General features: G+C 61.9%; 26 protein-coding genes. 5 read left to right on the top strand and 21 right to left on the bottom strand.

The genetic code is table 11. The features are described 5' to 3' along the window. Window positions 1–3: 3 nt before the first annotated feature. The 21 genes from G3O06_RS03405 to G3O06_RS03305 form a co-directional block, all read right to left on the bottom strand. Window positions 4–1,050, bottom strand: a complete 1,047-nt coding sequence (locus G3O06_RS03405) for an ATPase, T2SS/T4P/T4SS family (RefSeq protein WP_205814992.1) — start codon at window positions 1,048–1,050, stop codon at window positions 4–6. A gap of 275 nt (window positions 1,051–1,325) precedes the next feature. Then, entirely contained in the window at window positions 1,326–2,513 is a 1,188-nt protein-coding gene (locus G3O06_RS03400) for a VWA-like domain-containing protein (protein ID WP_205814991.1), read from the bottom strand. A 7-nt stretch (window positions 2,514–2,520) separates the two neighbouring features. Beyond that, window positions 2,521–3,450: a hypothetical protein gene (locus tag G3O06_RS03395; protein WP_205814990.1), complete on the bottom strand. Its 930-nt coding sequence runs from the start codon at window positions 3,448–3,450 to the stop codon at window positions 2,521–2,523. A gap of 98 nt (window positions 3,451–3,548) precedes the next feature. Continuing rightward, window positions 3,549–4,574, bottom strand: coding sequence for an ATP-binding protein (locus tag G3O06_RS03390; RefSeq protein ID WP_205814989.1), 1,026 nt, complete (start codon window positions 4,572–4,574; stop codon window positions 3,549–3,551). A 117-nt stretch (window positions 4,575–4,691) separates the two neighbouring features. After that, a complete protein-coding gene (locus G3O06_RS03385; RefSeq protein WP_205814988.1) occupies window positions 4,692–4,943 on the bottom strand; it encodes a DUF3717 domain-containing protein in 252 nt (83 codons plus the stop codon). A 256-nt stretch (window positions 4,944–5,199) separates the two neighbouring features. Next, window positions 5,200–5,664 (bottom strand): hypothetical protein, encoded by a 465-nt coding sequence (locus G3O06_RS03380; protein ID WP_205814987.1) that lies wholly within the window; start codon window positions 5,662–5,664, stop codon window positions 5,200–5,202. A gap of 14 nt (window positions 5,665–5,678) precedes the next feature. Continuing rightward, window positions 5,679–7,199, bottom strand: coding sequence for a hypothetical protein (locus G3O06_RS03375; protein ID WP_205814986.1), 1,521 nt, complete (start codon window positions 7,197–7,199; stop codon window positions 5,679–5,681). Window positions 7,200–7,278: 79 nt separating this feature from the next. After that, window positions 7,279–7,674, bottom strand: a complete 396-nt coding sequence (locus tag G3O06_RS03370; RefSeq protein WP_205814985.1) for a hypothetical protein — start codon at window positions 7,672–7,674, stop codon at window positions 7,279–7,281. 215 nt (window positions 7,675–7,889) lie between these two features. Continuing rightward, window positions 7,890–8,363, bottom strand: a complete 474-nt coding sequence (locus G3O06_RS03365; RefSeq protein ID WP_205814984.1) for a hypothetical protein — start codon at window positions 8,361–8,363, stop codon at window positions 7,890–7,892. An 8-nt stretch (window positions 8,364–8,371) separates the two neighbouring features. Next, on the bottom strand, window positions 8,372–8,764 hold the full coding sequence (locus G3O06_RS03360) for a hypothetical protein (protein ID WP_205814983.1): 393 nt from the start codon (window positions 8,762–8,764) through the stop codon (window positions 8,372–8,374). Window positions 8,765–8,850: 86 nt separating this feature from the next. Next, window positions 8,851–9,312, bottom strand: coding sequence for a hypothetical protein (locus G3O06_RS03355; RefSeq protein ID WP_205814982.1), 462 nt, complete (start codon window positions 9,310–9,312; stop codon window positions 8,851–8,853). Between the two features lie 138 nt (window positions 9,313–9,450). After that, window positions 9,451–9,732: a hypothetical protein gene (locus tag G3O06_RS03350; RefSeq protein WP_205814981.1), complete on the bottom strand. Its 282-nt coding sequence runs from the start codon at window positions 9,730–9,732 to the stop codon at window positions 9,451–9,453. 255 nt (window positions 9,733–9,987) lie between these two features. Further along, entirely contained in the window at window positions 9,988–10,260 is a 273-nt protein-coding gene (locus tag G3O06_RS03345) for a hypothetical protein (protein WP_205814980.1), read from the bottom strand. 89 nt (window positions 10,261–10,349) lie between these two features. Beyond that, window positions 10,350–11,162 (bottom strand): PRTRC system ThiF family protein, encoded by an 813-nt coding sequence (locus G3O06_RS03340; protein WP_205814979.1) that lies wholly within the window; start codon window positions 11,160–11,162, stop codon window positions 10,350–10,352. Next, window positions 11,162–11,797 (bottom strand): PRTRC system protein A, encoded by a 636-nt coding sequence (locus G3O06_RS03335; RefSeq protein WP_205814978.1) that lies wholly within the window; start codon window positions 11,795–11,797, stop codon window positions 11,162–11,164. The genes G3O06_RS03340 and G3O06_RS03335 overlap by 1 nt, the downstream gene beginning before the upstream one ends. Continuing rightward, window positions 11,794–12,522 carry a PRTRC system protein B gene (locus G3O06_RS03330; protein WP_205814977.1) on the bottom strand — a complete coding sequence of 243 codons (729 nt, stop codon included), beginning with the start codon at window positions 12,520–12,522 and terminating at the stop codon, window positions 11,794–11,796. The genes G3O06_RS03335 and G3O06_RS03330 overlap by 4 nt, the downstream gene beginning before the upstream one ends. Before the next feature lie 11 nt (window positions 12,523–12,533). Further along, window positions 12,534–13,676, bottom strand: a complete 1,143-nt coding sequence (locus tag G3O06_RS03325; RefSeq protein WP_205814976.1) for a PRTRC system protein F — start codon at window positions 13,674–13,676, stop codon at window positions 12,534–12,536. Window positions 13,677–13,775: 99 nt separating this feature from the next. Beyond that, window positions 13,776–13,994: a PRTRC system protein C gene (locus G3O06_RS03320; RefSeq protein ID WP_205814975.1), complete on the bottom strand. Its 219-nt coding sequence runs from the start codon at window positions 13,992–13,994 to the stop codon at window positions 13,776–13,778. A gap of 8 nt (window positions 13,995–14,002) precedes the next feature. Further along, on the bottom strand, window positions 14,003–14,449 hold the full coding sequence (locus G3O06_RS03315; protein ID WP_205814974.1) for a PRTRC system protein E: 447 nt from the start codon (window positions 14,447–14,449) through the stop codon (window positions 14,003–14,005). Between the two features lie 78 nt (window positions 14,450–14,527). Continuing rightward, complete coding sequence (locus G3O06_RS03310) at window positions 14,528–16,207, bottom strand: PRTRC system ParB family protein (RefSeq protein WP_205814973.1); 1,680 nt, start codon at window positions 16,205–16,207, stop codon at window positions 14,528–14,530. Window positions 16,208–16,481: 274 nt separating this feature from the next. After that, window positions 16,482–17,483, bottom strand: coding sequence for an N-6 DNA methylase (locus tag G3O06_RS03305; protein WP_205814972.1), 1,002 nt, complete (start codon window positions 17,481–17,483; stop codon window positions 16,482–16,484). Window positions 17,484–17,971: 488 nt separating this feature from the next. Here G3O06_RS03305 and G3O06_RS03300 point away from each other — a divergent pair, with 488 nt between their 5' ends. The 5 genes from G3O06_RS03300 to G3O06_RS03280 all read left to right on the top strand — a co-directional run bounded on the left by G3O06_RS03300 (window position 17,972) and on the right by G3O06_RS03280 (window position 21,176). After that, window positions 17,972–18,292: a hypothetical protein gene (locus G3O06_RS03300; protein WP_205815086.1), complete on the top strand. Its 321-nt coding sequence runs from the start codon at window positions 17,972–17,974 to the stop codon at window positions 18,290–18,292. Window positions 18,293–18,358: 66 nt separating this feature from the next. Beyond that, on the top strand, window positions 18,359–18,694 hold the full coding sequence (locus tag G3O06_RS03295; RefSeq protein WP_205815085.1) for a hypothetical protein: 336 nt from the start codon (window positions 18,359–18,361) through the stop codon (window positions 18,692–18,694). Further along, the gene (locus G3O06_RS03290; RefSeq protein ID WP_205814971.1) at window positions 18,691–19,905 is read left to right on the top strand and encodes a DUF1173 family protein; all 1,215 of its coding nucleotides are present in this window, start codon (window positions 18,691–18,693) and stop codon (window positions 19,903–19,905) included. Before G3O06_RS03295 ends, G3O06_RS03290 begins: the two co-directional genes overlap by 4 nt. 67 nt (window positions 19,906–19,972) lie before the next feature. Beyond that, window positions 19,973–20,392, top strand: coding sequence for a hypothetical protein (locus G3O06_RS03285; RefSeq protein ID WP_205814970.1), 420 nt, complete (start codon window positions 19,973–19,975; stop codon window positions 20,390–20,392). 112 nt (window positions 20,393–20,504) lie between these two features. Continuing rightward, window positions 20,505–21,176 (top strand): Lar family restriction alleviation protein, encoded by a 672-nt coding sequence (locus G3O06_RS03280; protein WP_205814969.1) that lies wholly within the window; start codon window positions 20,505–20,507, stop codon window positions 21,174–21,176. Window positions 21,177–21,246 lie beyond the last annotated feature (70 nt).

The raw sequence follows: 21,246 nt of genomic DNA, 5'->3' as shown, positions 1-21,246 counted from the left end.
TGGTTAGAAAACGCGTTCGAGGACGTAGTCCCAGTCTTTGAAACCCTTGATCGCGAGCACCTCAGAGACGTGCCGCAGTTCGCCCGTGCGGCGAAGGTGAATGACGTAGTGAAAGCAATCGGCGATCGCCTTGCGCATGTCGGTCAGTTCCCAGCGACTGCCGGGCGGGATGCCGAGCATGGCGAGGCTTTCGAGGCGGCTCAGCGCGATGCGCGCATCGTTCGCGTGGATCGATCCCATGCCGCCGTCGTGGCCGGTACTGAGCGCCTGAATGAAGTCGTATGCCTCCCCACCGCGCACTTCGCCCACGATGATTCGATCGGGGCGAAAGCGCAGGCAGAGTGCAACGAGCACTTGCGTTGTCACGCCCTTGTCCGGGTTGGAGAGCAGCCGAACGATATTCGGCACGGTGAGCCGCAATTCCTTCGTGTCTTCGATGGTGATGACACGTTCGTCCGGCGGGATCAGCGCATTGAGCGCGTTGAGAAAGGTCGTCTTGCCGGTCGACGTACCGCCCGCCACGAGGACGTTGGCTCGCTGCTTCACCATCGCGACGAGAGCGTTCTCAAGCACCTCGTTTTCTGCGTCAGGCGGAAAGATCGGGCGGTCCATTTCACGGCGCGCGTGAACGCGTGAGAACGCGCCCATGCGCGTGTAGTCGCTAATCGACAAATTGGTCTCGCGATGCCGACGAATAGCGAGCGCGTCCCCATCAATCGCCGTCGGCTTCATAACCGCAGCAATCCGCAGGTTCGCCCGACCCGCGTTGATGATCCCCTGAGCGGTGCCCCGCAGCGCTGATTTCTCCACCGAGGCGGCGAGCGAGTGAATCGCTCCCGTCAGCGTTGCAGGATTGAAGGCGACATCTAGTCGATGCATTACGCCCCGCTCCTCGACCCAGATGTTGCCGGCTGTGTTGATCATGACTTCGGCGACATTCGGATCGTGCAGCGGGCGCTCGATGAGCTTCAACGACTCGAAGAACAGCTTCTCAGCGTTCTCTTCGAGTCGCGCGACCTGCAGGAAGGGACTTTCGGCAAATTCAGACATGCAGCTATTGTTCAAGCTGGCACATCCGTCAATCGCCCGAAAGAATGGCTAAATTGAACAGCTTTCGCGCGGCCGGTTAAGCGCGCGTCGACGCGGTCGGTGTGCCAAACCGCGCGCAACCGGTTGAGGGGGCAAACCCGAAATGCTCCAGAAAAACGTATAGCTTTCTCCCGCTTCAAACCGTCGGCCTAATGGCATGCATTCTCGAGGGACGAAAAAAAAGCCCGGTCACAAGACCGGGCGTGTTTCAGGAAATGACTTACCACTGCGGTAGTTCAGCACACGACTTCGATCGTCTCACCGAACGGTGCACGCCGGGCGCGCTTGAGCGGTGTCGTCGACGCCCAAAGCACCGGGTAAGCCGGCTCTTCGGACGGAAATGTCCCCTCCATGTCGGTCAGGTACACGAGAAACGCCGGGTCGATGTCCTCGCCCTTGATCCGTCGAAACGGATCGATGAACGAGGTGCCGCCACCGCCTTTCAGCGGAGCCAGTTCGACCGGTTCGCCGCGCTCGAACACCTGCACCTGCGTCACGCGCTCGTCGCAATCGACCACGATCAAGCGTCGTGGGCGAACCGCCTCGGCAACGGCCAGGATCTCAGCCGCGAACTGCGCCTGCGTTTCATCCCAGACCGAGCCGCTGGCGTCGCGGACAAACACCGCGTCACCCACCGCCGGCTCGTTCAACGACGGCAGATACATTCCGAGGTGCAGGTAGCGGCGATTCGGCTGCGCCCACGTATAGTCGGTCGGCGCCGCGTCCTGCGCAAAGCGATGCAGGAGCGACCGCCAGTCGACCACCGCGGCGACGGATTGCTCGACGGCGGCTTGCAGCCCACCGCCGAGCTTGCCGCAGGCCTGTGCCGCCTTGGCCGCCTGCAGCACCGCCACCTTCCATTCAGCCTCCTTTGCCGCCTTGTCGGGCCCGGCGTATTGCCGGACTTCCCCACACGATGGCGCGGGCTCGGCCGCCTGGTCAACCGCTGAAACCGCCGGCTGCGAGCCGGGCGAGCCCGGCGACTTGCCCGGCTTGCCTCCCGCTTGCGGATCGACAGGCGCCTTTTGCCGTTGCTCGTTCAGGCGTGTCCCGTAGATTTCCTCCGCGGACATCCCCTTGAAACGCGCGTCGATGAGTCCGCCAGGCGGAAGCTGCATACCGGCATCCAGCACCACCGGGTTGATGGCGTAGTCACACGCCTCGTTCCAGCCGTCAGAATCGCGATAACCTTGCCGCCAACAATGCCCGTTCGCAACGTGCCACACCTCGTGGGCGAGCACACCGCGAATCTGCAGGTCCGTCAGGCCGGCCGCATACACCGGGTTGTAGCCCAGCGACTCGCCGTCCGTCCAGAACGTCTTGCAGCTCGGGTCCTCACGGGCTTTGAGCCGAAGCGCCAACGCGCCGATGAACGGGTGATCCAGTACCAGCGCCGTGCGCTGTTTCGCGATACGTGGGTCCATTCCGACCTCACGCAGCAGCGAGGAACGACAAGCGCGTCGCCGACTGATCCGGAATCTGATCAGTCAGCGGCACCGCCGGCGCGCCGCCCATGAAGGCCGCCATCAACCCCTCGATCTCGGTCGCCTTGGTGGCAACCTGGGACCGGAGCACACGCGACTCTTTCAAATCCGCGCCGTTGTGCGCGGCGAGGTGCTGCTTCGCCTCCGTGAGGATGTGCGCGAGCTTCGGGTCGTTGCTGAAATTCAGCTTCGGCAGCAAGTCGCACAACTCGCGGACGTGGTTCGCGACGTCGAGACGGACGTTGCCGTCCGCGTACAGGCGCGAGGCCATCGTCGAGACCGCCTCGTACAGCCGGCCGACCAGGTCGTGGTTCGCGGTCTGGATCGACGCCATCGCATGCTCGTCGATCTCCGTGCGCAACGTGGCCAGGACATCGTTCGGCAGATCGACGCCGAACTGGCTGGCGTCCGGGAACGGCAGCACCGAGAGCTTGACGCCGAACTTGCCCTTCAGCTCGGCCAGACTCGGGTAGTCCGCCTCGTTGTACAGGGAGTTCATCTCCGTCCTCGCCTGCTCCTTCAGGTCGAGGTAGTTCGTCAGGAAAATCGAGACGGCGAGGTCGAACTCGTCCTTCATCGCGCGCAGCCGCTCGGCCAGCTCCATGTAGACCATGGTCGGCAGCAGACGCACCCCCAGCTGGTCGTACTTCAGGGTCCGGCTGTAGTAGTGCGAGCGGATCCGGTTACCGATCGACAGCACTTCGGCATAGCTCGGCGCATGCTCGGGCAGCAGCCGCTTGTTGAAGCGCCCGATGCCGCGCGCGCTATGGCTTTTCTCGACCTCCTCGGTGACCTTCCCGTCGTAGCGACGGGCAACCCACGTGGAAATCGTGACGGACGACAGCATGACCTTGGACTGCAGATCGGTGATGTTCATGAATGGCTCCAGATAGACAGAAAATGTCGAGACGAAAAAAAGCCACGGTCCGGAATCGGCCGTGGCAACAGGAAAGGCACTACGGGGTTTGAAGGCGATTACTCGCCGCGGATGATCTTTCCGATCTCTCCACCTTGCGCACGAATGAATGCGTGGTTGTCTTGCAGCTCCGGCCGCCGCGCGATTGCATCGCGTACCAGCAACGCGGTGAACTCGCGACGCCCGGCGTCGACTAGGCGCTCTGCATACTGCAGAACCCGCTCGAAATTGCCATCGCTTGCCTGATATGCGAGCGCAGCCGTGACTGCGTACAGGATGCTCGGCTCGTCCGATATTTCGCCCCGACTCGGGTCCAACAGGATGGCGTCGACCGACGGCAGCGCGCGGTAGATGGTGAGGAAGCTGCTCAGCTCGGCACCGGCGCCTTCACCGACCGTTGCATTGATCGCGTCAGGCAGCAAATCCGCCGGAACTGCCGACATCGTCTTGGCGAGAAATCCCCATTTCCGGGGGCTTGCCGACGCAACAATGTCGCGACTGCTGCGCGCCTCCCAGAGCAAGTCCGGTCGGAAGCGAAGGAATGCGATCAGTTCGGGTGGAACGTTCTGCTGAACAGCCCAGGTCGTCCAGTCGTTCACGTTTGCTTCCAGTTCGACGACGGCTGCAAAGCGTGAGATCAGCGGATCGAGGATCCCGGTGACCCCGGCGTTGTCGCTGCGGCGATTGGTAGCCGCGACGAACGTGACGCAGTCCGGCAGCTTGTGCTCACCAATGCGGCGTGCGAGCAACAGCTGCATCTTGGCCGCCTGCACCGCAGGCGAAGCCTGTCCGAGGTCGTCGAAGAACCAGACCAGTGGCCGCCTTGCCGACAGCGCTCGCTCGAGATCGCCGAAAGGCAGAAATCGCGCATGCGCGCCGTCCGGCGACGGAAACGGCAGTCCCTTCGAATCGGTCGGGTCTTCAACAACCGGGTGGCTGATGAGCAGGTCGTGCTCAGCTGCCGCAGCGGCTGCTTCGACGATGTCGGACTTGCCAATGCCAGGCCGACCACTGATTAGCACGGGAAGGCGCTGGGGAATATAGACGCTGAGAAGCGACGTGAGGCGCGCGGGGGAGAGTTTCATGGGGTCCTGAAATGAAAGAGCCCCGCGTGATCGCGCCCGGCAGGGACGTGACCCTGCGGGGCGATTGAAGATGCCGCGATGCGGCGAGTCGATGCGTCCTAGAACGCCAGTTGATGCTTACGCCCGTGCACCGAGCAGCGCCACGGCCTGCTTCGCCGTCAGCGACGATCGCGGGACGCTGGTTGCGCGGCTCACGATCATGACGCCATAGACGTCCGCGAGAACCCGCGCCTCGGCGCAAAGAACGAGCAACTCGTCAGTGCCTTTCGGCGCCGGCGAGCGATTGCGCCACACGTTGATGGCCCCCTCGATCTCGACGATCGAAACGGCATCAGGTGGCAAAGGAGTGGAAGTTTCAGATTGATTCACGGGTGACCTCGAAAGTGTCGCCCCGTGAACAACGCCCGGCAGGACGTGATCCCCTGGGGCTGGAAAAGGCCGCATTGCGGCGGATTCGATGCGTCGGTGACGCGGTGTGTAAAGCCAGTGTAGGTGTCGCCAAGCAGCGGGTCGGCCGGAAAGATCGAGAAAATCACCGCGCTTTGAATCGATCCGGTTCCGAATCGACGAAAAAAAACCGGCGCACATGGCGCCGGTTGTTCAATATCGAATGGCGAACCACCCCTCACGTCCCAAGCAGATCACCTTGGACATTCAACATCGGAAGGACCTTCTCGCGGATCTCGGCGTCCCGCTCACGCATCCGTCGCGTTCGCTCCGCGCCAACGCCATTGTGCTTCTCGACCACGTAGACGAAGTACAGCGGCTTCGCTGGCCCCGGCCAAAATCGCCATTCCGCCATGATGCGAGCGCGCATCTCCGGGTCGCACGCGAAGTACGCCGCACGACCCGATCGCCATACACTCGCGTCGTGGTCGCGCATCCGCTGCTCGCTCTTCCTGGCCCTCTCGATACGCAACGCCTTCTCGGCGTCGACGTCCGTTTCGGGCGCCGGCGCGAGCTGGTCCGCGAAGAGCGGGCAGTCACGCTCAAGCTTCTTCGCAACGCGCTTGTGCCGATTGAGGAAAGCCAGTTCCTTACGACGCGTCCAGATGTAGTCCTCGTAACGCACAGTTCGATCGAAGCGCATGTTCCACACCTCGATCAAGCGGCGAGTGCCGTGAGACGCGATCGGGCATAGTCCAACGTCCCGTTCTTCGCGTGAACCAACCGCACCTCGGTCGAACCGGGCTTGCTCAACGCGTACCGCTTTGCCGCGCCATGCCGATAGCTGCGAATCTCCGAGTAACCATCGGCAATCGCGCGATCCACGTGCTCCACGCCCGTGATCACCACGTTGTCGTGCGTGCGATACAGGGCGCGCCCAGCCTGCGCCTTTGCATCGTTGGCGGCCTCTTCGGCGCGACGCTGCGCATGGGCGGCGTCCTTCGTTACCTCCCACTCGGCTTGTGCTGCCTCGTCGTAGCCGCAGAACGCGAAGATCGCGCGCCGCCGACAGGCCGAGTTCGACCCGCGCAGCGACAGCCCAAACTGCTCACGAAGTACCTGCTTGCTCTGGTCGTTACAGCCATCCGGGCGATCCAGCACGGTCAGCAGGGTGTCGACGTCGCGAACTTCGACGGCGGCCGCAAACTGGTTCGGCCATTCGAACGTCACTCGTCCGCGACTCAGCTTCGCCGAATCCGCCTGCAAGGTGTATTGGCGCTTCGAAATCCGCCCTTGCAGCCGGTCGGCCTCGAGCTTGTCCAGCGTTTTCGTCAGGACTGCGTCCCCGATCAGGTCGCGCATCCGCTCGGCAACGGGAGACATCGCGGTGCCGACATCCACCGGGCGTTGGTAATGCTCCGGAAGATCCAGCTTGTCCACAAGGCCCGCGGCAAACAGACAGTCGTCCACATCGACGTGGGTGATGTCGGCTGGTGCCGACTTCAGTGCCGCGACAATGCGCGCGCCGAGCTCCGCGTCGATCGCTCGCTTCTCGTGACGGAAGATCGCCACCGCTGACTGCATGACGTCGTACGGAAGCGAATTGCGGAGCGACGGAACATCCAGGAGGACCGGGAACCACTGCAGGTCGTACTTGAAATGCTTTGCGTCGCCGCGGTAGTCCGCCAGCACCGAGTCAGGAATCGGCCGATCCTGAAACAACGCATAGGCGACGTGAACTTCGTGCCGGCCGTTGACCCCGCCGGAAAGCGGGAGTCGTGGCCCCTGCGAGGTGAACCCGAACAGAGATTCCGCGACGCTGTCACAAACAGCCGACAGACGAAATTGACCGCCGACTCCGTGCACCGCCTCAACCTCCGCCTCCAGCTGCTCACCGGGAAGCATCCATGCCGGCTTCGTCGCCAACTCGAACACGAACTGGAAGATCTCCCACCGCTTGCGAGTGATCTGCCACGGCTGCAGCGGTTTCCCGCCCTTGGTGAACCAGCGGTCACGAAGCTCGGAAAAGAGCGCCGTAAAGATCGAGTGGGCGGTGCCGGCCTGGCGGAGCGTCAAAATCCCGTTGTAGCGCAGGATCGGGAGCGCGGTATCACCGCGCGTCAACGCGATTTCCGCCGTGTCGTACGCGGACAGCGATGCATCGTGAAAAAACACATGGAAAACGTGCGCCAAGGTGTCAACGTGGATCGCTTCGTTGGGAGTGTGGATCGTGTACATCAGTGGTTGTCCTTGCAAAAAGGGGCAACCACCCAATCCGGGCAGTTGCCCCGGATTGGGAGAAAGAGAGTGTGATGCGTCAGTCGAGGTCGAACAGCCGCGATACGGTGGCGGCTATCGCCCAAGCGTGCGATCGGGAACGCGCTCCGATGCGTATCAACGGTTGGATGCGCCGGTGCCCGTCCACCGCTAGGATGAAGTCGACTTGCACACCGGCCTCCCAATCGATCCGCCGGACCGAAACGCTGATATACCCGGCCCGATAAAGTGCTTTCGGCCACCTCGACGATGCACGAAGCCCGCAGAGTTCCTCGGATGCATTCGCGTATTGGTTGGCGGGCACCACCCATTCGGGTGCGAGGCCCGCGTTGTGTAACGCTCGCTCGACATCGGCGGCGACCTCGCCCACCGTTTTGCCGACCGGATCGAACGGCACATTGGCCAATTCAACCGGCAAATCCAGTACTTCAGACATGGAAACCCCAAAATAAAAAGGGCCACACCGTGAGGTGCAGCCCTTGATTGGAAAGCGACCGCCCGGATGGGCGACCGACAATTCGATTTAGTGTGAGTGGTGACGCAGAGAACGACGTTGGTCGCGCTCCGCCTTGCGACCGCGTTCGCATGCGACCATGCCGTAGCCGCAGAACACCAGCGTCAAAAGCAGTGCAACAGGACCAAAGTACATATCTATTCTCCGTTCATGGAATCCATGCCGACAATGTAGGTTAGCACACCGATTACGACCAGGGCGGCGACGTTCATCGCTGCCCAGATCGAGAACTCCGAGATGGCGTGGACGTATCCGACAACACCAACGATCGATGAGACCGTCAACGTATGACAGAACCGCCCGAACTGCTGCCGCTGGTCCTTCGACCAGGACGCCCTGACCAGCCGGGTGCCCAGTCTCGAGCGCGGCTTCGCCGCAGGCTCGGTTACCGACACCACGTCGAAGCTATCAGCCGTCGCCTGTATCAGCGTTGCCTCAAACCCATCCCAGGTCGCCGTGACCGCCGGGGGCGGCTCCATTTCCTTGACCGCGACCAGCAGCTCACGCATCGGAATGGAAATGAAAACGATCTGCTGATCGGAATCGTAAGATCCGCGATCGACTACCGACAGGCCCGAAGGAAATTCGACCCGAACATCAACGAATTCCATCGCGCCTCCTAGCGGTGGTCGCTGTCGAGCCCGTCCACGAGCCGCAGCCCACCGAGCAATGCCTGGTAGCCTTCGTCCGTGTCGAGCTGCGCGAGCGGCACGGCGTTGTCGCCGCCGCCCGACAGGTCGCGCCGACCACGTCGCGAGCGGAACGACACAGCGACATGCTGACGAGACGCCGAATCAGCGACCTCGAGCATCATTCGATTGGTGCGCAGGGCGACGCGGCAGCCTCGGCCGGCCTTCGCTGGCTCGGTCACTACCTCGTGCTCACCCGCGCGCAACCGCAGATCACGCGCGACCCGATGCAGCATGCGGGTCGCGTGGTGGGTAAGCGCAGCGTCGGATGCCACACCACCCGCGCGTCGATCCGCATACAGAACTTTCGGTACCTTGAACATCTTGCCCTCGGAATAAAAAAAGCGAGGCCCCGTACGGGAACCTCGCTATGCAGGAAGAAGCCGACAGCAGCCGGCGAATGGACGGCTCAGCGCGTGATGCGCATGCCGGAAGAACTGCTGACGAGCATCACGCGATCACCCGGGGCGAAGCGTTGCTCGTCGGATTGAACGACCACCAACGTTCGACCGGACACCGTGCGCACAACGACTTCGAAGCCGGTGTGACGTGCGAGCGATTCAGACAGACGTTGAGAAACGTAGGCCGCGCCAGCGCCAGCAAGCGCACCGGCGATGTACCGGCCGTTACCGCCGCCGATCGTGCGGGACCCGAGAAACGCGCTGACACCCGCGCTCAACAGCGACGCCAGACCGGATCGATCCGACTCGCTGCTGATCGTGATACCGCGCACGCTGACGACCGTGGCTGCCTCGATTGCTCCCGCTCGCTGAACGTCGGAGCGTTGGTAGACATCGGGGGACCCGAAGTCGTACGAAGCACACGCGGTCAAGGACGCGAGAAGCAGGACAGAGACGAGACGCTTGAACATGATGATTGCCTCAACGAAAGGCGGGCAACCGTCCGTCAGGAGCGTTGCCCTGACGGGAAAGGAAGACGGGGACGATGTGGAAGTCGTCCCCTACATCACATGGTGATCACACAGGTGCACAAGGGCACACCATGTACTTCAGTGAAACCGGACCCGATATTCGTCGAGGGCCGATTGCAAGGCCGTATAACGCGCTTCTTCGTCGTAAGAACGACGGCCAACCTCCGCAAAGAACCGCGGACGGGCGCCGATCGGATCGAATTCAGGCGCGTTCATGATGTCGCGAAACTCGTCAACGTTCCCAGCCTGCGCCGCGACTTCAATCGGCAGCATCTGGTATTCGTTGCGCGTGTTTACGTCATTGCGTGCAGCGTCCCAGCCACTTGTCTGGCCGTGAGCGATGAGTTGGTAGGTGTTCATGGGTGGCTCCAGATTTGACCGAGAGCCTGATCCCGTCGGGATGGACTCCCGAACGGGTTGATAGAAAATGGGTGCACCGGCATTGCCAGAGCGTGTAGGTCGATGCGCAAACGCGCGAGAAACAGGTTCAGTGTAGGACGGTGCGCCGGCGCCGCGCGCCGGAATCGTCGGGAAAACCGCCCCGCTTTCCTCGGGACGAAAAAAAGCGCCTGCCCGATTGCTCGGGAGGCGCTGCCGTCGAAAAATGCGGTCGGTCTAGATGTATCCCGCGGCACGACTGAAGTCGAGATTGGCAGGTCCTTCGTAGATGATCTCGACGTCAATGGCTAGACACTGACCACCTGCGAAATCGAACCTGTCTCCCGCCTTGATGGCAGCGATTCGATCCGCCGTCTTACCGTAGACCACGAACCCCCACCGCTCGCCTTCCGCCATACCGAACCGCGGAAACTGTACTGCACGCTTGAAACGAATCACCGCACGCGGCAAATCGGCGTCTCGTACGACCTGGATACCCGAGCGCGCCATAAGAAATGCTCCTTGAACTCGGGTAGTGCCCAACGGGCTCCTACCCGTTGGGTGAAAGAAAGCTGCTGCCTCGAAGAGAAGCAGCACAACTACGCGGCAGCCGGCTTCTTGCGCTTGCGCGCTTTTGGCTTCAGAGGTGGAGCGTCATACCCGAAGCGGGCCCACATAACCGGATCGATCGCGATCGGGTTCGTTCTCCCAGTTGCGAGGTTGACGAACACCGCCGAGTACGACAGAGATCCAGTCCGGTAGAGCGTCCAGAGCAGATTGAACGCCTGTACCGAAATCGCCTGATTGATGACCAGGGACTGCTTGCGCAGGGCATCGGCCATTGAGCAGGACGGTGTGTCGTCGCCCCTGTCATTCTTGGCGTTCAGTAGTTCCGGGAACAGATCGCCCACGTGGGGCAACCGGTCGCGCCGGGCCTTGCCGAACTCCCCGAGAATGACCTGACCCCGATCCGTCTCATTGCCGCAGTCGAGGTAGTAACGACAACTCCCCCGCTTCGCTGCCTGCACGATGGCGTGCCGCGCGCGGCGTGAGTCGACGCAACCCACCACGATATCGGCCACAATACGCACCGATGAATCGACACGCCGCGGCTCCGCAACCCAGTTGGTTCCCATCAGGTTGTTGAGCCGATTCACGAGTAGCAGCGCCTTGTAATGCCCGACGTCATTGGGATAGAACCCCTGTCGGCCGACATTCGTCTCGCTGACGGTGTCGTCGTCGTACACCGTGCACTCGATCCCGCCCGGGTGGCCGAGTTCGATCATGGCGTGATGCAGCCGCGCGAGACTGGGAAGAAATGCGCTCCCGGTCCCGCCGGCTCCAACCACCACGACGCGCCACGGCCGGCGGATCATGTCGGCCGGAATACTATGAGTGATCGCCCCGCTCATCACACCACCTCCATCGCCAATGCCGAAGCCCACGATTCGGGCGCGCGCTCGAACTTCTCGAAAATCCCCTTCGCGCACAGCCGCAGCGCGACGGAGGGCGTACGACCGCAATGACCAAGCACAAGCGCAAACTTCACGTCATGCCGGTCATCCTGGTTATCCGTGCGCGAGAAGAACGCCGAGCCCGTGCCATGGGAATGGCAATCGACCACCAGCCATTCACCGTCTGCCAGTTGCGGCCGCTCATAGACCAGATGCCCCGGCCCGTGCGACAGCGAAGGCAACGCAACGATGCGGAACGAACAGGTCACGCTGTTCCAGACAATCCACGCGCCGACCTCGTTTGGCAACGCCGCCCGGGCCACCGCATGAAACTCAGCGACGAGCGCGGCCGGAATCTGCCCGCACAAGAGCGCCGTCGTCTCTTCGACCTTCCCGTACGGGACAGCTGTCGAGACTGCGTACTTCGCGATGCGACGCACCACGCGCACCCAGGGACGCAGGACTTCGAGATAGACGCCATCCGATGCGACGAGCAGGCGCTCACCCGAACGTGTCATCGGGACAACGGCCTCCCGCGACGGAACCATCACCGACGGGAAGGACTGCTGGAGAACGGTATCGAGCGGATTCATGCGCCCCTCCCGACCTGACCGTTGACCAGCTGCTCGAGCGTCCACTTCATCGGCACCAGCGCGTCGAGCGGAAACGTCTCGCCGAACTTGCCGTCGAGCATGTCCCGCCAGAACGCGTACTCGCCGTCCTTGTACTCGATCCGTTTGCCGCCGGCGTTCGGATGCGTGAAGGCCGAATCGAAGAACCCGGCTTCCCAGCCATCGATCGACGCCACATCCACACGCTTCGGAACCTGCGCGCTGCCGATGCAGATCCGGCCCATGTCCCAGGTGTTGAAGTACGGCGGTTCAAACAACGGCGTCTCGCGAACGGGGCGACCGCTGCATGCCACCGCGAACACACGAAAGCCCTGATTCGAGGCCTGGAACACCAGCCCTGGATGTGGCACCAAGGCGCTTCGCTTACCAAGGTTCTCGCATTCGAAGAACACCCGGCGTATCGCTGGCGGACACCACCACGTGACTGCTTCAGGCGAGACCCCGAGCATCGTCGCTGGCAAAAACTCCGCCCGCGGTGCGACGTGCTCTGCGAGCTGCTGAAGCGTTTGAACAAGCACCTTCCGGTCGAGCGGCCGACCGGCGCCAATGACAGGTCGACCGCTTTGGCGGTCAGTGATGACAGCGTGGGCTGTCGCAAAATGCGCACCGTCCTTGCCCGTATAGAGCAACAACGCTTGCGACAACGCTACATCAGAGCCGGTTCGACCGGCCGCGATACCAGACATAACAATCTCCTTTAAGTGGGATGACTCACCAGCGCTAGAAGCCGGTCAAGGTGAGTGAGAATGCGAAACGCCAGTGCCAGGTCGGCGTACTGGCGGCGGATAGCCTTCGGAGTCGACGCCAGACGGGAAAATCCGCTGTAGGTGGTCGCATCGCCGGATTGGCCTTCATTGTCGAAATGACAATCGAGAAGGTCGCCGACAAACCGGTTGTCCTCGACGATCACCGAGCAAAGCGCGTAAACCGGATTTGCGGTGTAGCTCACATGAAACAGATCCCGCGTTCGGCTATGGCGCATCAGCGCGCGGAGCTTGAGCACCTCGGTGCAGACGCGCCGAGGCATGCCCCTGCTGCGAGCGCGAAGCCGAAGCAGGTCCGGGTCCGTCAAGGTGCGTCGCTCACGCCATTTTCCGCCGCTAAACACACCCGGGTCGGCATCGCCGGGGCACAGCTGCGGCCGCACAACCGACGGCAGATACGCAGAACGGGTTTCTAGGTCGTCCTCGAAGCGTTCCTTCAGCGCTTCGTCCGCATCCTTGTCTGAAATGCTCGGTTCGCCGTCCCAGTACCAGCACGAAAATTCGTACAGGAACCAGTCTGGCAGACGGATGAACATCGTCCGAGCCGATGAGCGGTACAACGCGGCCATCACTGTCCGGAAGAGCAACGGGTGGGCCGACCGCAGTGTCTCGATCGTCCCCTCCAACGAGTACACCCACTCATCTTCAAGGCCGAACCCGAAGAACAGCGGCGTCGGGTCCTCATCGTTGTTCCCGTTACCGAGGCCATCGAGAACATCACGAACCGCATGCGCGTCGAACAGATGCGGCGTGAATCGGAGCCGGGAAAGACGCCCATACTGGCGTTGCGTCCACGCATGAAACGCCTGCTGGAACGCGTCGCCGGCGTCGGCCGGATCATGAACGTCACCTGCGCGCAACGGCCCGTACTGGAAATGCTTCAGGACCAGATCCGAGAGGTGCACGTCTTCACGCCACTTCAACCGCACCGCCCCTGGCACCTCCGTCGAGAAGGACGGAAGCGTCAGAAGATCAGCGGCAGGTCGACGTCCGGCAGCGGCAGCGCGTGGCGGTTGCCAGGTCGCGGCCGAGCCAGCTGCGATGATTGAACCAGGGAGTGCAGGATCGAAGAACATTTGCGCATTTCCTCGTCATATAAAAAAACCGGCCTTTCGGCCGGTTCCTGTTGGTTGAAGCCACCATCCGGACCGGACAGGGCTTTGAGCAGATCGTGCTTACGCATGGGCGCCCTTGGCACCCGCTGCGCGGACGAATTTGAAGTGCGCCACCTCACCCTTCATGTCGGGACCGTCGACCGCTGCGGTCGTCAGCTCCGGATACTGGGCGGTGTACAGGTCACGAACCTGGTCCGGCGAGAACGCCGGGCCAGGATCCAAGAGCGCCATGCCGTTGTAGGTGAACTCGCGTACCAATGCTGCAATGCTGATAGACATGATTCACCTCACAGAAGCAACGATGACAGGTCGGTGCCGGCCGGCTTATCGTCGACGGACGCTTTGGAGTCCGACGGCGTAGCGGGGCGTGCAGCCTTGGCATCGTCGTCATCCATTTCGGAATCGGATTCCGCATCTGCGGCAGCCGGCTGAGACACCTTCGACAGCGCCTTCTGCGCCTTCGAGACCTGCGTCTGCTGATGAGCCTCGAGGATCGCCGTGGTCGCGGCCACCTGTTCTCCCAACGACTGGTGCGCGGCCGTATACCCCTCGATCGCCTCGACGAACCCTTCATCGAGCTCGGCCGCGGTCGCCTTGAGGATCAGAGGCTGCCGCAGCGTCGCGTCCTTGCCGCCGGCCGGCGTCATGAACACAACGATGCGGTCGCCATCCATCGTCAGCGACAACACCAGCTTTTCGGCCGAACGAATCAACGGCTCCAGTTCTTGAAACATATGAATCTCCAGAAAAAATAAGCGCCGCTCGAAGCGGCGCAATATGTCGATGCGAATCGGCCTATGGTCGGCCGCTACTTAGTATTTGAGAACCTTCAGGAGCTTGCCCTCGTAGGTGAACCCTTCGACGGCGAGCAACGCGGTGATGACGTCCGCCTTCGACTTCGAGAACACCTTTTTGAAGTTGTCGCCCATCGCAACGCGCAATCCCAACTCGTCCGCGATCACCATCATCTCGGCCTTTGTGACCAGTTCCAGAAAATCTTTATCGAGTTTCCAGTGCTGCGTCAGGTCGAGGTTGTGGTGCTTGCAGAGTTGCTTGAGATACGTGACATCGAGACCTTCGACGGCAGCAACGAACATGCCGGTGATCAGCGTGTTCCGCTGCTCATCGTTCGCGGTCGCAGCCAACGAGAGCGCCTTACCAAAGTCACCGGCCGGCACTTTCTCATCGGTCACCTTCTCGAATACAGCCCGGAAGGTTTCATCCTTGATCTGCCGTGCATAGCCTGCGAGGACGATCGCGATCAGGTACTGCCGGGCGAGCTCGGCGTCCTTCGCGGCCTCGCGCCGCAGCGCCTTGCGCCAGAGCGCCTCGCGGTACTGCTTCACCCTGTCGGATTCTGCGACTACGGTTACCGGCGCCGGCGCAGAGGCATCGGAATTCGATGCACCCTTGCCTGCTGCTTTACTCGAAACGGGCGAACCCTTGGCGCCCGGGGTCGCAGCGTTGGCCGCTGCCTTCTCGGCCGTGATGCGATCCGCAACCTTCCGCATATTGCACACGGTGTCGAAACACTGTCCGCGGTAGATCTTTCCGATTGAGTCGGGCAGGCCGCTGACAGCGACGCCGTAGTTCTGGCAGCCGTGGCAAGCCTTCGCCTGCGCCTCACCCACGCCATTCGGCCCGTCGACCGCGAGTTGGACACGCGTGTGGTTGTCGCCGGCACGCACGATTCGGACGATCGGAAACTCGTCGCGCAGACCCTCGGCTGTCGCCTCGAGCTGCTTTTCGGTCTTGCCGTTGTAGCAGAGCCGGTTGGTACAGTTCCCCGTCGCGATCGATTCGCCGAACATCTCCCCCTGCATCGCAGAGTTGTGCTGGCAGGCCGCGCAGTCGGTCTTGTCGAAGATCGCGACACTCAATGAGCATGCTGCGCTTTCCACAAGTTTGCGCACATCCGCGACGGCCTTCTTCTCCGAGACGATGACGGGAAGGACGCGGTCCTGGTTCTCCTTGGACAGAGCGGCCAGCAACTCGGCGTGCCCCAGAGAGATCTGTCGCGTGTTCAGCGCATTGAGGACCTCGTTGCTGCAATTGAGCAGAGCCAGGCGACTGTTGAGGGTATAAACGCTCCAGCCGAGCCGTTTCGCCGCTTCCTCCCGATCGCCCTTACAGCGGCCGAGTAGTCTTGCAGCGTCAACGGCTTCTTCGCCAGGGGAGAGGTTCGCCCGTTGGATATTTTCGATGAGGGCGATTTCTTCCGCTTCCGCATCATCGACGATCTTCACGGTGACAGGCATGTCGTAGTCTTCACCGCGAGTTTCCATCGCGGCTTTGAAGCGACGACCGCCGGCGATCAGCTCGAAATACTCGTCGTCAAGCGGTCGAATGATGACGGGGGTATCGACGCCGCGCTCACGGACTGATGCCCTCATCTCCTCCATCTCAGCATCGTCGAAGTAGACTCGGGGGTTTCGACCGAGCTTGATCTGACGCAGCTTAACGGTAGGTTGCTGCAGGTGTGCATGTTGCATTTCAGGTTCTCCGGAGAGGGAACCTGCCCCCGATCGGGAGTGGTTCCCGATGGGGTTGGAAAAGAATGCCGGCGGCACCGGCTGAGTCGATGCGTCAGAGACGCGGTAGAAGAGGAAAAGATACCGCCTGAATTTCCGGGGGCTCAGCGAAAAGCCCGAAGAAACCAGCTAGCTTTCGCCGATTGCGTGCCACGGTACATCGTTGACCGAACAAAAAATGGCCCGATCAAACGATCGGGCCGTGGGAGAAAGGGATGTCACGCTACCGCGCGTTCTAGAAGAGGGCCAGCTGGTCAACAACCTCGAAGATGCTGCCCTTCGATTGCTCGACCGCTTCGTCAAATAGATCGCAGAGGTTACCGTCCGAAGCCTCGACGCCACCCGCCGGCACCTCGACGACCGGCGCCACGGCGACATCGGTGTCGAACTCCACATCGCCGATCGGATCCGGCTCTGCACCAGCGTCCGGGCCGACGGCGCTACGGCCCAGCGCCAGCACTTCACGCATTGCGTCCGCTTGACTGCGCTGACGGAGCTTCGCTCGCCAACCGCCGAGAATGTGCGCCGGCGTATACCACATGCCCCACACTTCCATCGTGAGCGCATTCCCATGCACGATAACCGCCGGGATGTGCATCATCGACAGCTGCAGGTACGTCATATGGACGCAGCGCGCGTCGATGTCGATGCAGGTTGCATGCATGGTCTGCTGGTAGTTCTGACCAATCGAAAGCAATGCATCTGCCGTCGCGATCACCATGCCGCCAGCACCACATGCAGGTTCTTGCATTCGCATGAACCCGTCCCGCTCGATGACGTCGCTTCGACCGCCGATCGTGATGCCGGCCATCAAGCGCGAGACGCTGTACGGCGTGAAGAACTGACCGGCACTGTCGTTGCCGATGCCCAGCATCATGTACGTCTCACCAAGCACGTCCGTCAGGTTCCCGGGACTAGGTAACGCGCCCGGGGGGAGGTCGTCGTCGACGCCAAGCCGATGTTCGAATGACAGTGTCAGCTCCGCGAACATCCGAGCAAACAGTTGGACCTCATCAGGCTTGTATTTCCCGACGATATCCAGGTAGCGCTTTTCACGTGAATCGAACTGCGGCTTGTCGACACTGTTGCTCAGCGCGATCGCGGCCATCTCGACGAAATCGGCAAATACCGTGTTCGTCTGATGTGCGTAGCCAAACTGCTTCATCAGCTTCACGAGCTCGGCCTGGTGCGGATCGGCCGCGCGAACAAACTTCCTTTCCGCGCTCTTGCGGCTCATGGCGCGACCTCGAGCGTGCGGATGATCGATACGGACATGGTGCTCTCCAGATTGGGGACGGGAGAGCACGCCCGACGGGAGTGATCCCGTTGGGGGTGAAGTAAGTGGGCCGCGCGCGGCCGTGAGTCGATGCGTCGTAGACGCGGTAGGTCGATCGGATGGTAAAGCGAAGGGCGGATGGACTTGGCGCGCAATGCGCCCGGATTCATGCACGCTTTTGCGCAATTGGGCCGGCCGCCGAGATACTCACAATTTCGCTGCACAAGCTTGTGGATAAGTCGCCCGATCCCAAGGCCAGCGGTCGTCGTCGGGCGATGCTCATTTTTTAAGCAGGTCGCGGATGCACGCAACCGGTTGAGTGGGGTTTGGCGGAAAGCTCCAGAAAACAGGTGCGCTTTCTCGGTGATCTCGCCTGACCGTCAGCTGCATGGTTGAGGTGAGCGCATCCGTCGTCCACCTCAAACCAACCGCACAACCACATCTCGAAAGTGTTCCTCCAGACTCTAACAGTACCCGGCACCGTCGCCGGCGAACTGTTCGCCCAGCTTGGCGGCACCACCGCGTGGCAATACATCGCCATCGCGGCAGTTGCCGCGCTACTGGTCGCAGCCGCCGGGACCGCCCGAGTCGTGATTATGACCATGCAACGGTACGAGCGCGGCCGCGCGGCTCGGATCATGCAGCTACGCCATCCGCACTGCCACGTCAAACGGCTCTCCAAGGGCCAGTGGCTCCTGATCGATAAGGACACCGGCACGGAGTACGTGCCGCCACCACTCGAACACCCACCAATCAATGAATGGATCTAGCCTCAGAATGACGTCCTCGGACAGCAGCGCTGCCAGTGATAGCTACGACTGCTCAACGCCCCGACCATGAACCTATTCATTCCCATTCCACTGATGATCCTCACCCTTGCGGCGATCTTCGCAAGGCTCAGCCCCGACAACAAGGTGATCACCGGCTGTGCAATCGCGGTCTTCCTCGCGATCTGCTGGACGTGCTCCCGCCTGCTACGCCGGCGCGAAGGCGGGAGAATGCGACGCGACGAAGACGAAAAATCCGCTATGGAGCAGCGCTATCCCTTTTGCCACGTGACTCGCCTATCGAGCGGCGAGTGGTTCCTCACCGAAAAGGCAACCGGACGCGAATACAAGGGCGGGGCCAAGATCGCAATGACGACGCCCGGCACCAACGAGGAAACCCGATGAACAACGTCTTCTTCTCCGGCCTTACCGTGCCGCTTGATGATGTCCAAGAGCATCCGGCTGCTTTCGTACACCAGCTCGAGCGCGCGAAGATCAATCCGGGTTACGCGCAGTGCCTTTGCCTGGGTGCCGCGCGCCCTCTCCGCCTCCAGATCCGCCGATACGGCAGCTTGCTGCACCTCGCCGGCTGGCCGGACGAAGGACCGCTGCACGACCGCCAATCGTGTTCGTTCCACAAGGCACCGAACGAAGGCGGAAGCGAGGCTGGCAAAACCCTGCCCGGAATCGTCGCGACCGCCGCAGGCTTGCGCGCGAAGCTCGACGTCGCCCTCACGCAGCGCACGGTCGGCTCCGCATCCAAGGGCACCCGGCAACCTGGCGCACCGACAACCTCACGCCGCGCAGCCCCACTCCTCGGCTTCCTGCAGGCGCTCTGGCAGGTCGCCGGCCTCAATCGCTGGTCTGGCGCAGAGCGGGCGCGGAACTGGGGCGTCTGCAACGCGCGTGTCCTCGCCGAGCTCGGTGACGCCGTGATCAATGGCGAGCCTGCCGAGCAGGTTCTGCACGTCATGCGTCGTTTCCAGGAGGCAGATCGCGTTGCGATCAATGCCGAATTTGACGCGTTCCTCGGTCGTGTCGGCCAGCGCGACGGCACGAACCATCGAGGCCTCGTCGTCGGCGAGCTCGCACACATCGGCACCACCCCTTACGGCAGATCGATCACCCTGCGCCAGAGCAAGAAGCCGTACTACTGCAACACCAGTTTGATCGCGCTCGCAGAGAAGCGGTACAGCCACGCGCTACGCGCGTTCGGCGACCACACCGCCCGCGTGGTCGCGATTCTCCTGATCGAGCGCACGCCCAAGGGCCATCACGTCGTGGTCGATCTAGCCGCGATGCTTTGTTCCGCCACCTACATCACCTGCGATTCGATCCACGAGGTCGCGATGGCGAATCGGCTCATCGCCGAAGAGCGCAGCTTCGACAAGCCGATCCGGCTCGAAGACGGAGCCGAGATGCTGCCCGACTTCATCCTCACCGACACGCCGACGCCCACCCATATCGAGGTCTACGGCATGAACGGCCTGACCGAGTACGAAGCGCGCAAGCGAGAGAAGCAACGCCTTCGCGTCGCGCGCGGGATACACGCCGTCGAGTGGGACATCGACAAGACCGATCTGGCCAACGTACGACTTCCGCCTGTAGCGCGTTGAACTGCCGGAACTTGACTTCGCCGTGCGCCCGGCAAGATGGAGTCAACTTCTCAACAGGATGCTTCCAATGCACGGCAAGGCGCTGTTCCTCCAACGCGCGGTCTCCCGCACAGACCAGTGGGGCCCGCGTTTCCCCACCCTCTCCATGGCATGCCGCCAGGCGGACTCCATCTCACGCGGCCGCCAACTCGCCGTCGCAGTCACCGATGCTCCTGGCATGCGATGCGCGGTCTTCACGAGCTTCGGTGCGATCCTCGAGTTCCAGGCGTCGTGGGACGAGTTGGAACGGGCCAGCACATGGTGGCATTACGCACGTATGTGGCATTTTTGGGTCGTCGACAATCACCCGTCCGCGCGACGAGTACTTTCTACCGATTCGAATCACATCGTCGTGACAAACACCGGCGACACCCACGAGTCTGGGACGTCGACTCATGCGCTGCTGTCCCTTATTCACGTCGCCGAGAAACACGCATCGAACACGTAATCCAGCTAGCGCGAACAACTACCGGAAGGAATATCAGCGCTTTTCTCGGTATTGCCGGCGTGCAAAAACAGCAATAATGCCGGCGACGTGAAAACAATATCCATTCCGACAGATGATCGAACAGCTCTATCCGTGTGAGCATTGTGGCGGCCGGCCGACCGTCGGCCGATCCCAGCGACTTATTGAATGTGACGAGAATCGCCGATTCGACTTCAGCCAATTCGGCAGATTCGGCGGTCCCCCGCGCATCGGTGATGTACTACCCCGCCCGCCCGACGCCCCCCAAACGGAGTCCGTGGTGTGCCTCTATTGCACCGATTGCGGCATGTCGACCCAGTGGGAAGTCATTGCCGACGATGAGACGGCGGCGAAAGATAGGTGCGGCGAAGTATGGAATCGCCGCATGAGCCGTCCTCCAGTAGCGAAAGAAGATCTATGTGGCCTGGTCGAGAGAGAGCTCGGCGCATGCGACACGCAGTTGGTACTCGACATGCTGTCGCGGGTAGAAGGCAATTGGGCTGAGATCGGCCCGATCTTCAAAATGCTAGCCCAGCGCATCGTCGACGCAACCGTCGTCACTTTCGATACCTGGCCAATCTCGCCCGTGCTCGAGGACGCTGGACGATATCGAAAGCTCGTCCAGTTGGCGAGGTGGATCGAAGTCGACGGACAGGACTATGTCCAGTTTCCGAAGATTCATTCTCCGTGCGAGCATCGCGATTTTCTGTTCGAAGACCGGATCGCGATCGCGGTCGACGCAATGCCCGACCGGGACAGGTGGTAGCAAGGTAGCGCGGCGGCAACTGCGGCGTGGCGTATCCCGCCGGATATGATTGCGAATTCGACCAACCAAC

It is taken from the genome of Burkholderia sp. Ac-20345, from assembly GCF_017104825.1.
GTDB classification, from domain to species: domain Bacteria; phylum Pseudomonadota; class Gammaproteobacteria; order Burkholderiales; family Burkholderiaceae; genus Burkholderia; species Burkholderia lata_B.
The sequence above is the reverse complement of the archived record's forward strand: the minus strand, read 5'-3'. Positions and strand labels throughout refer to the sequence as shown.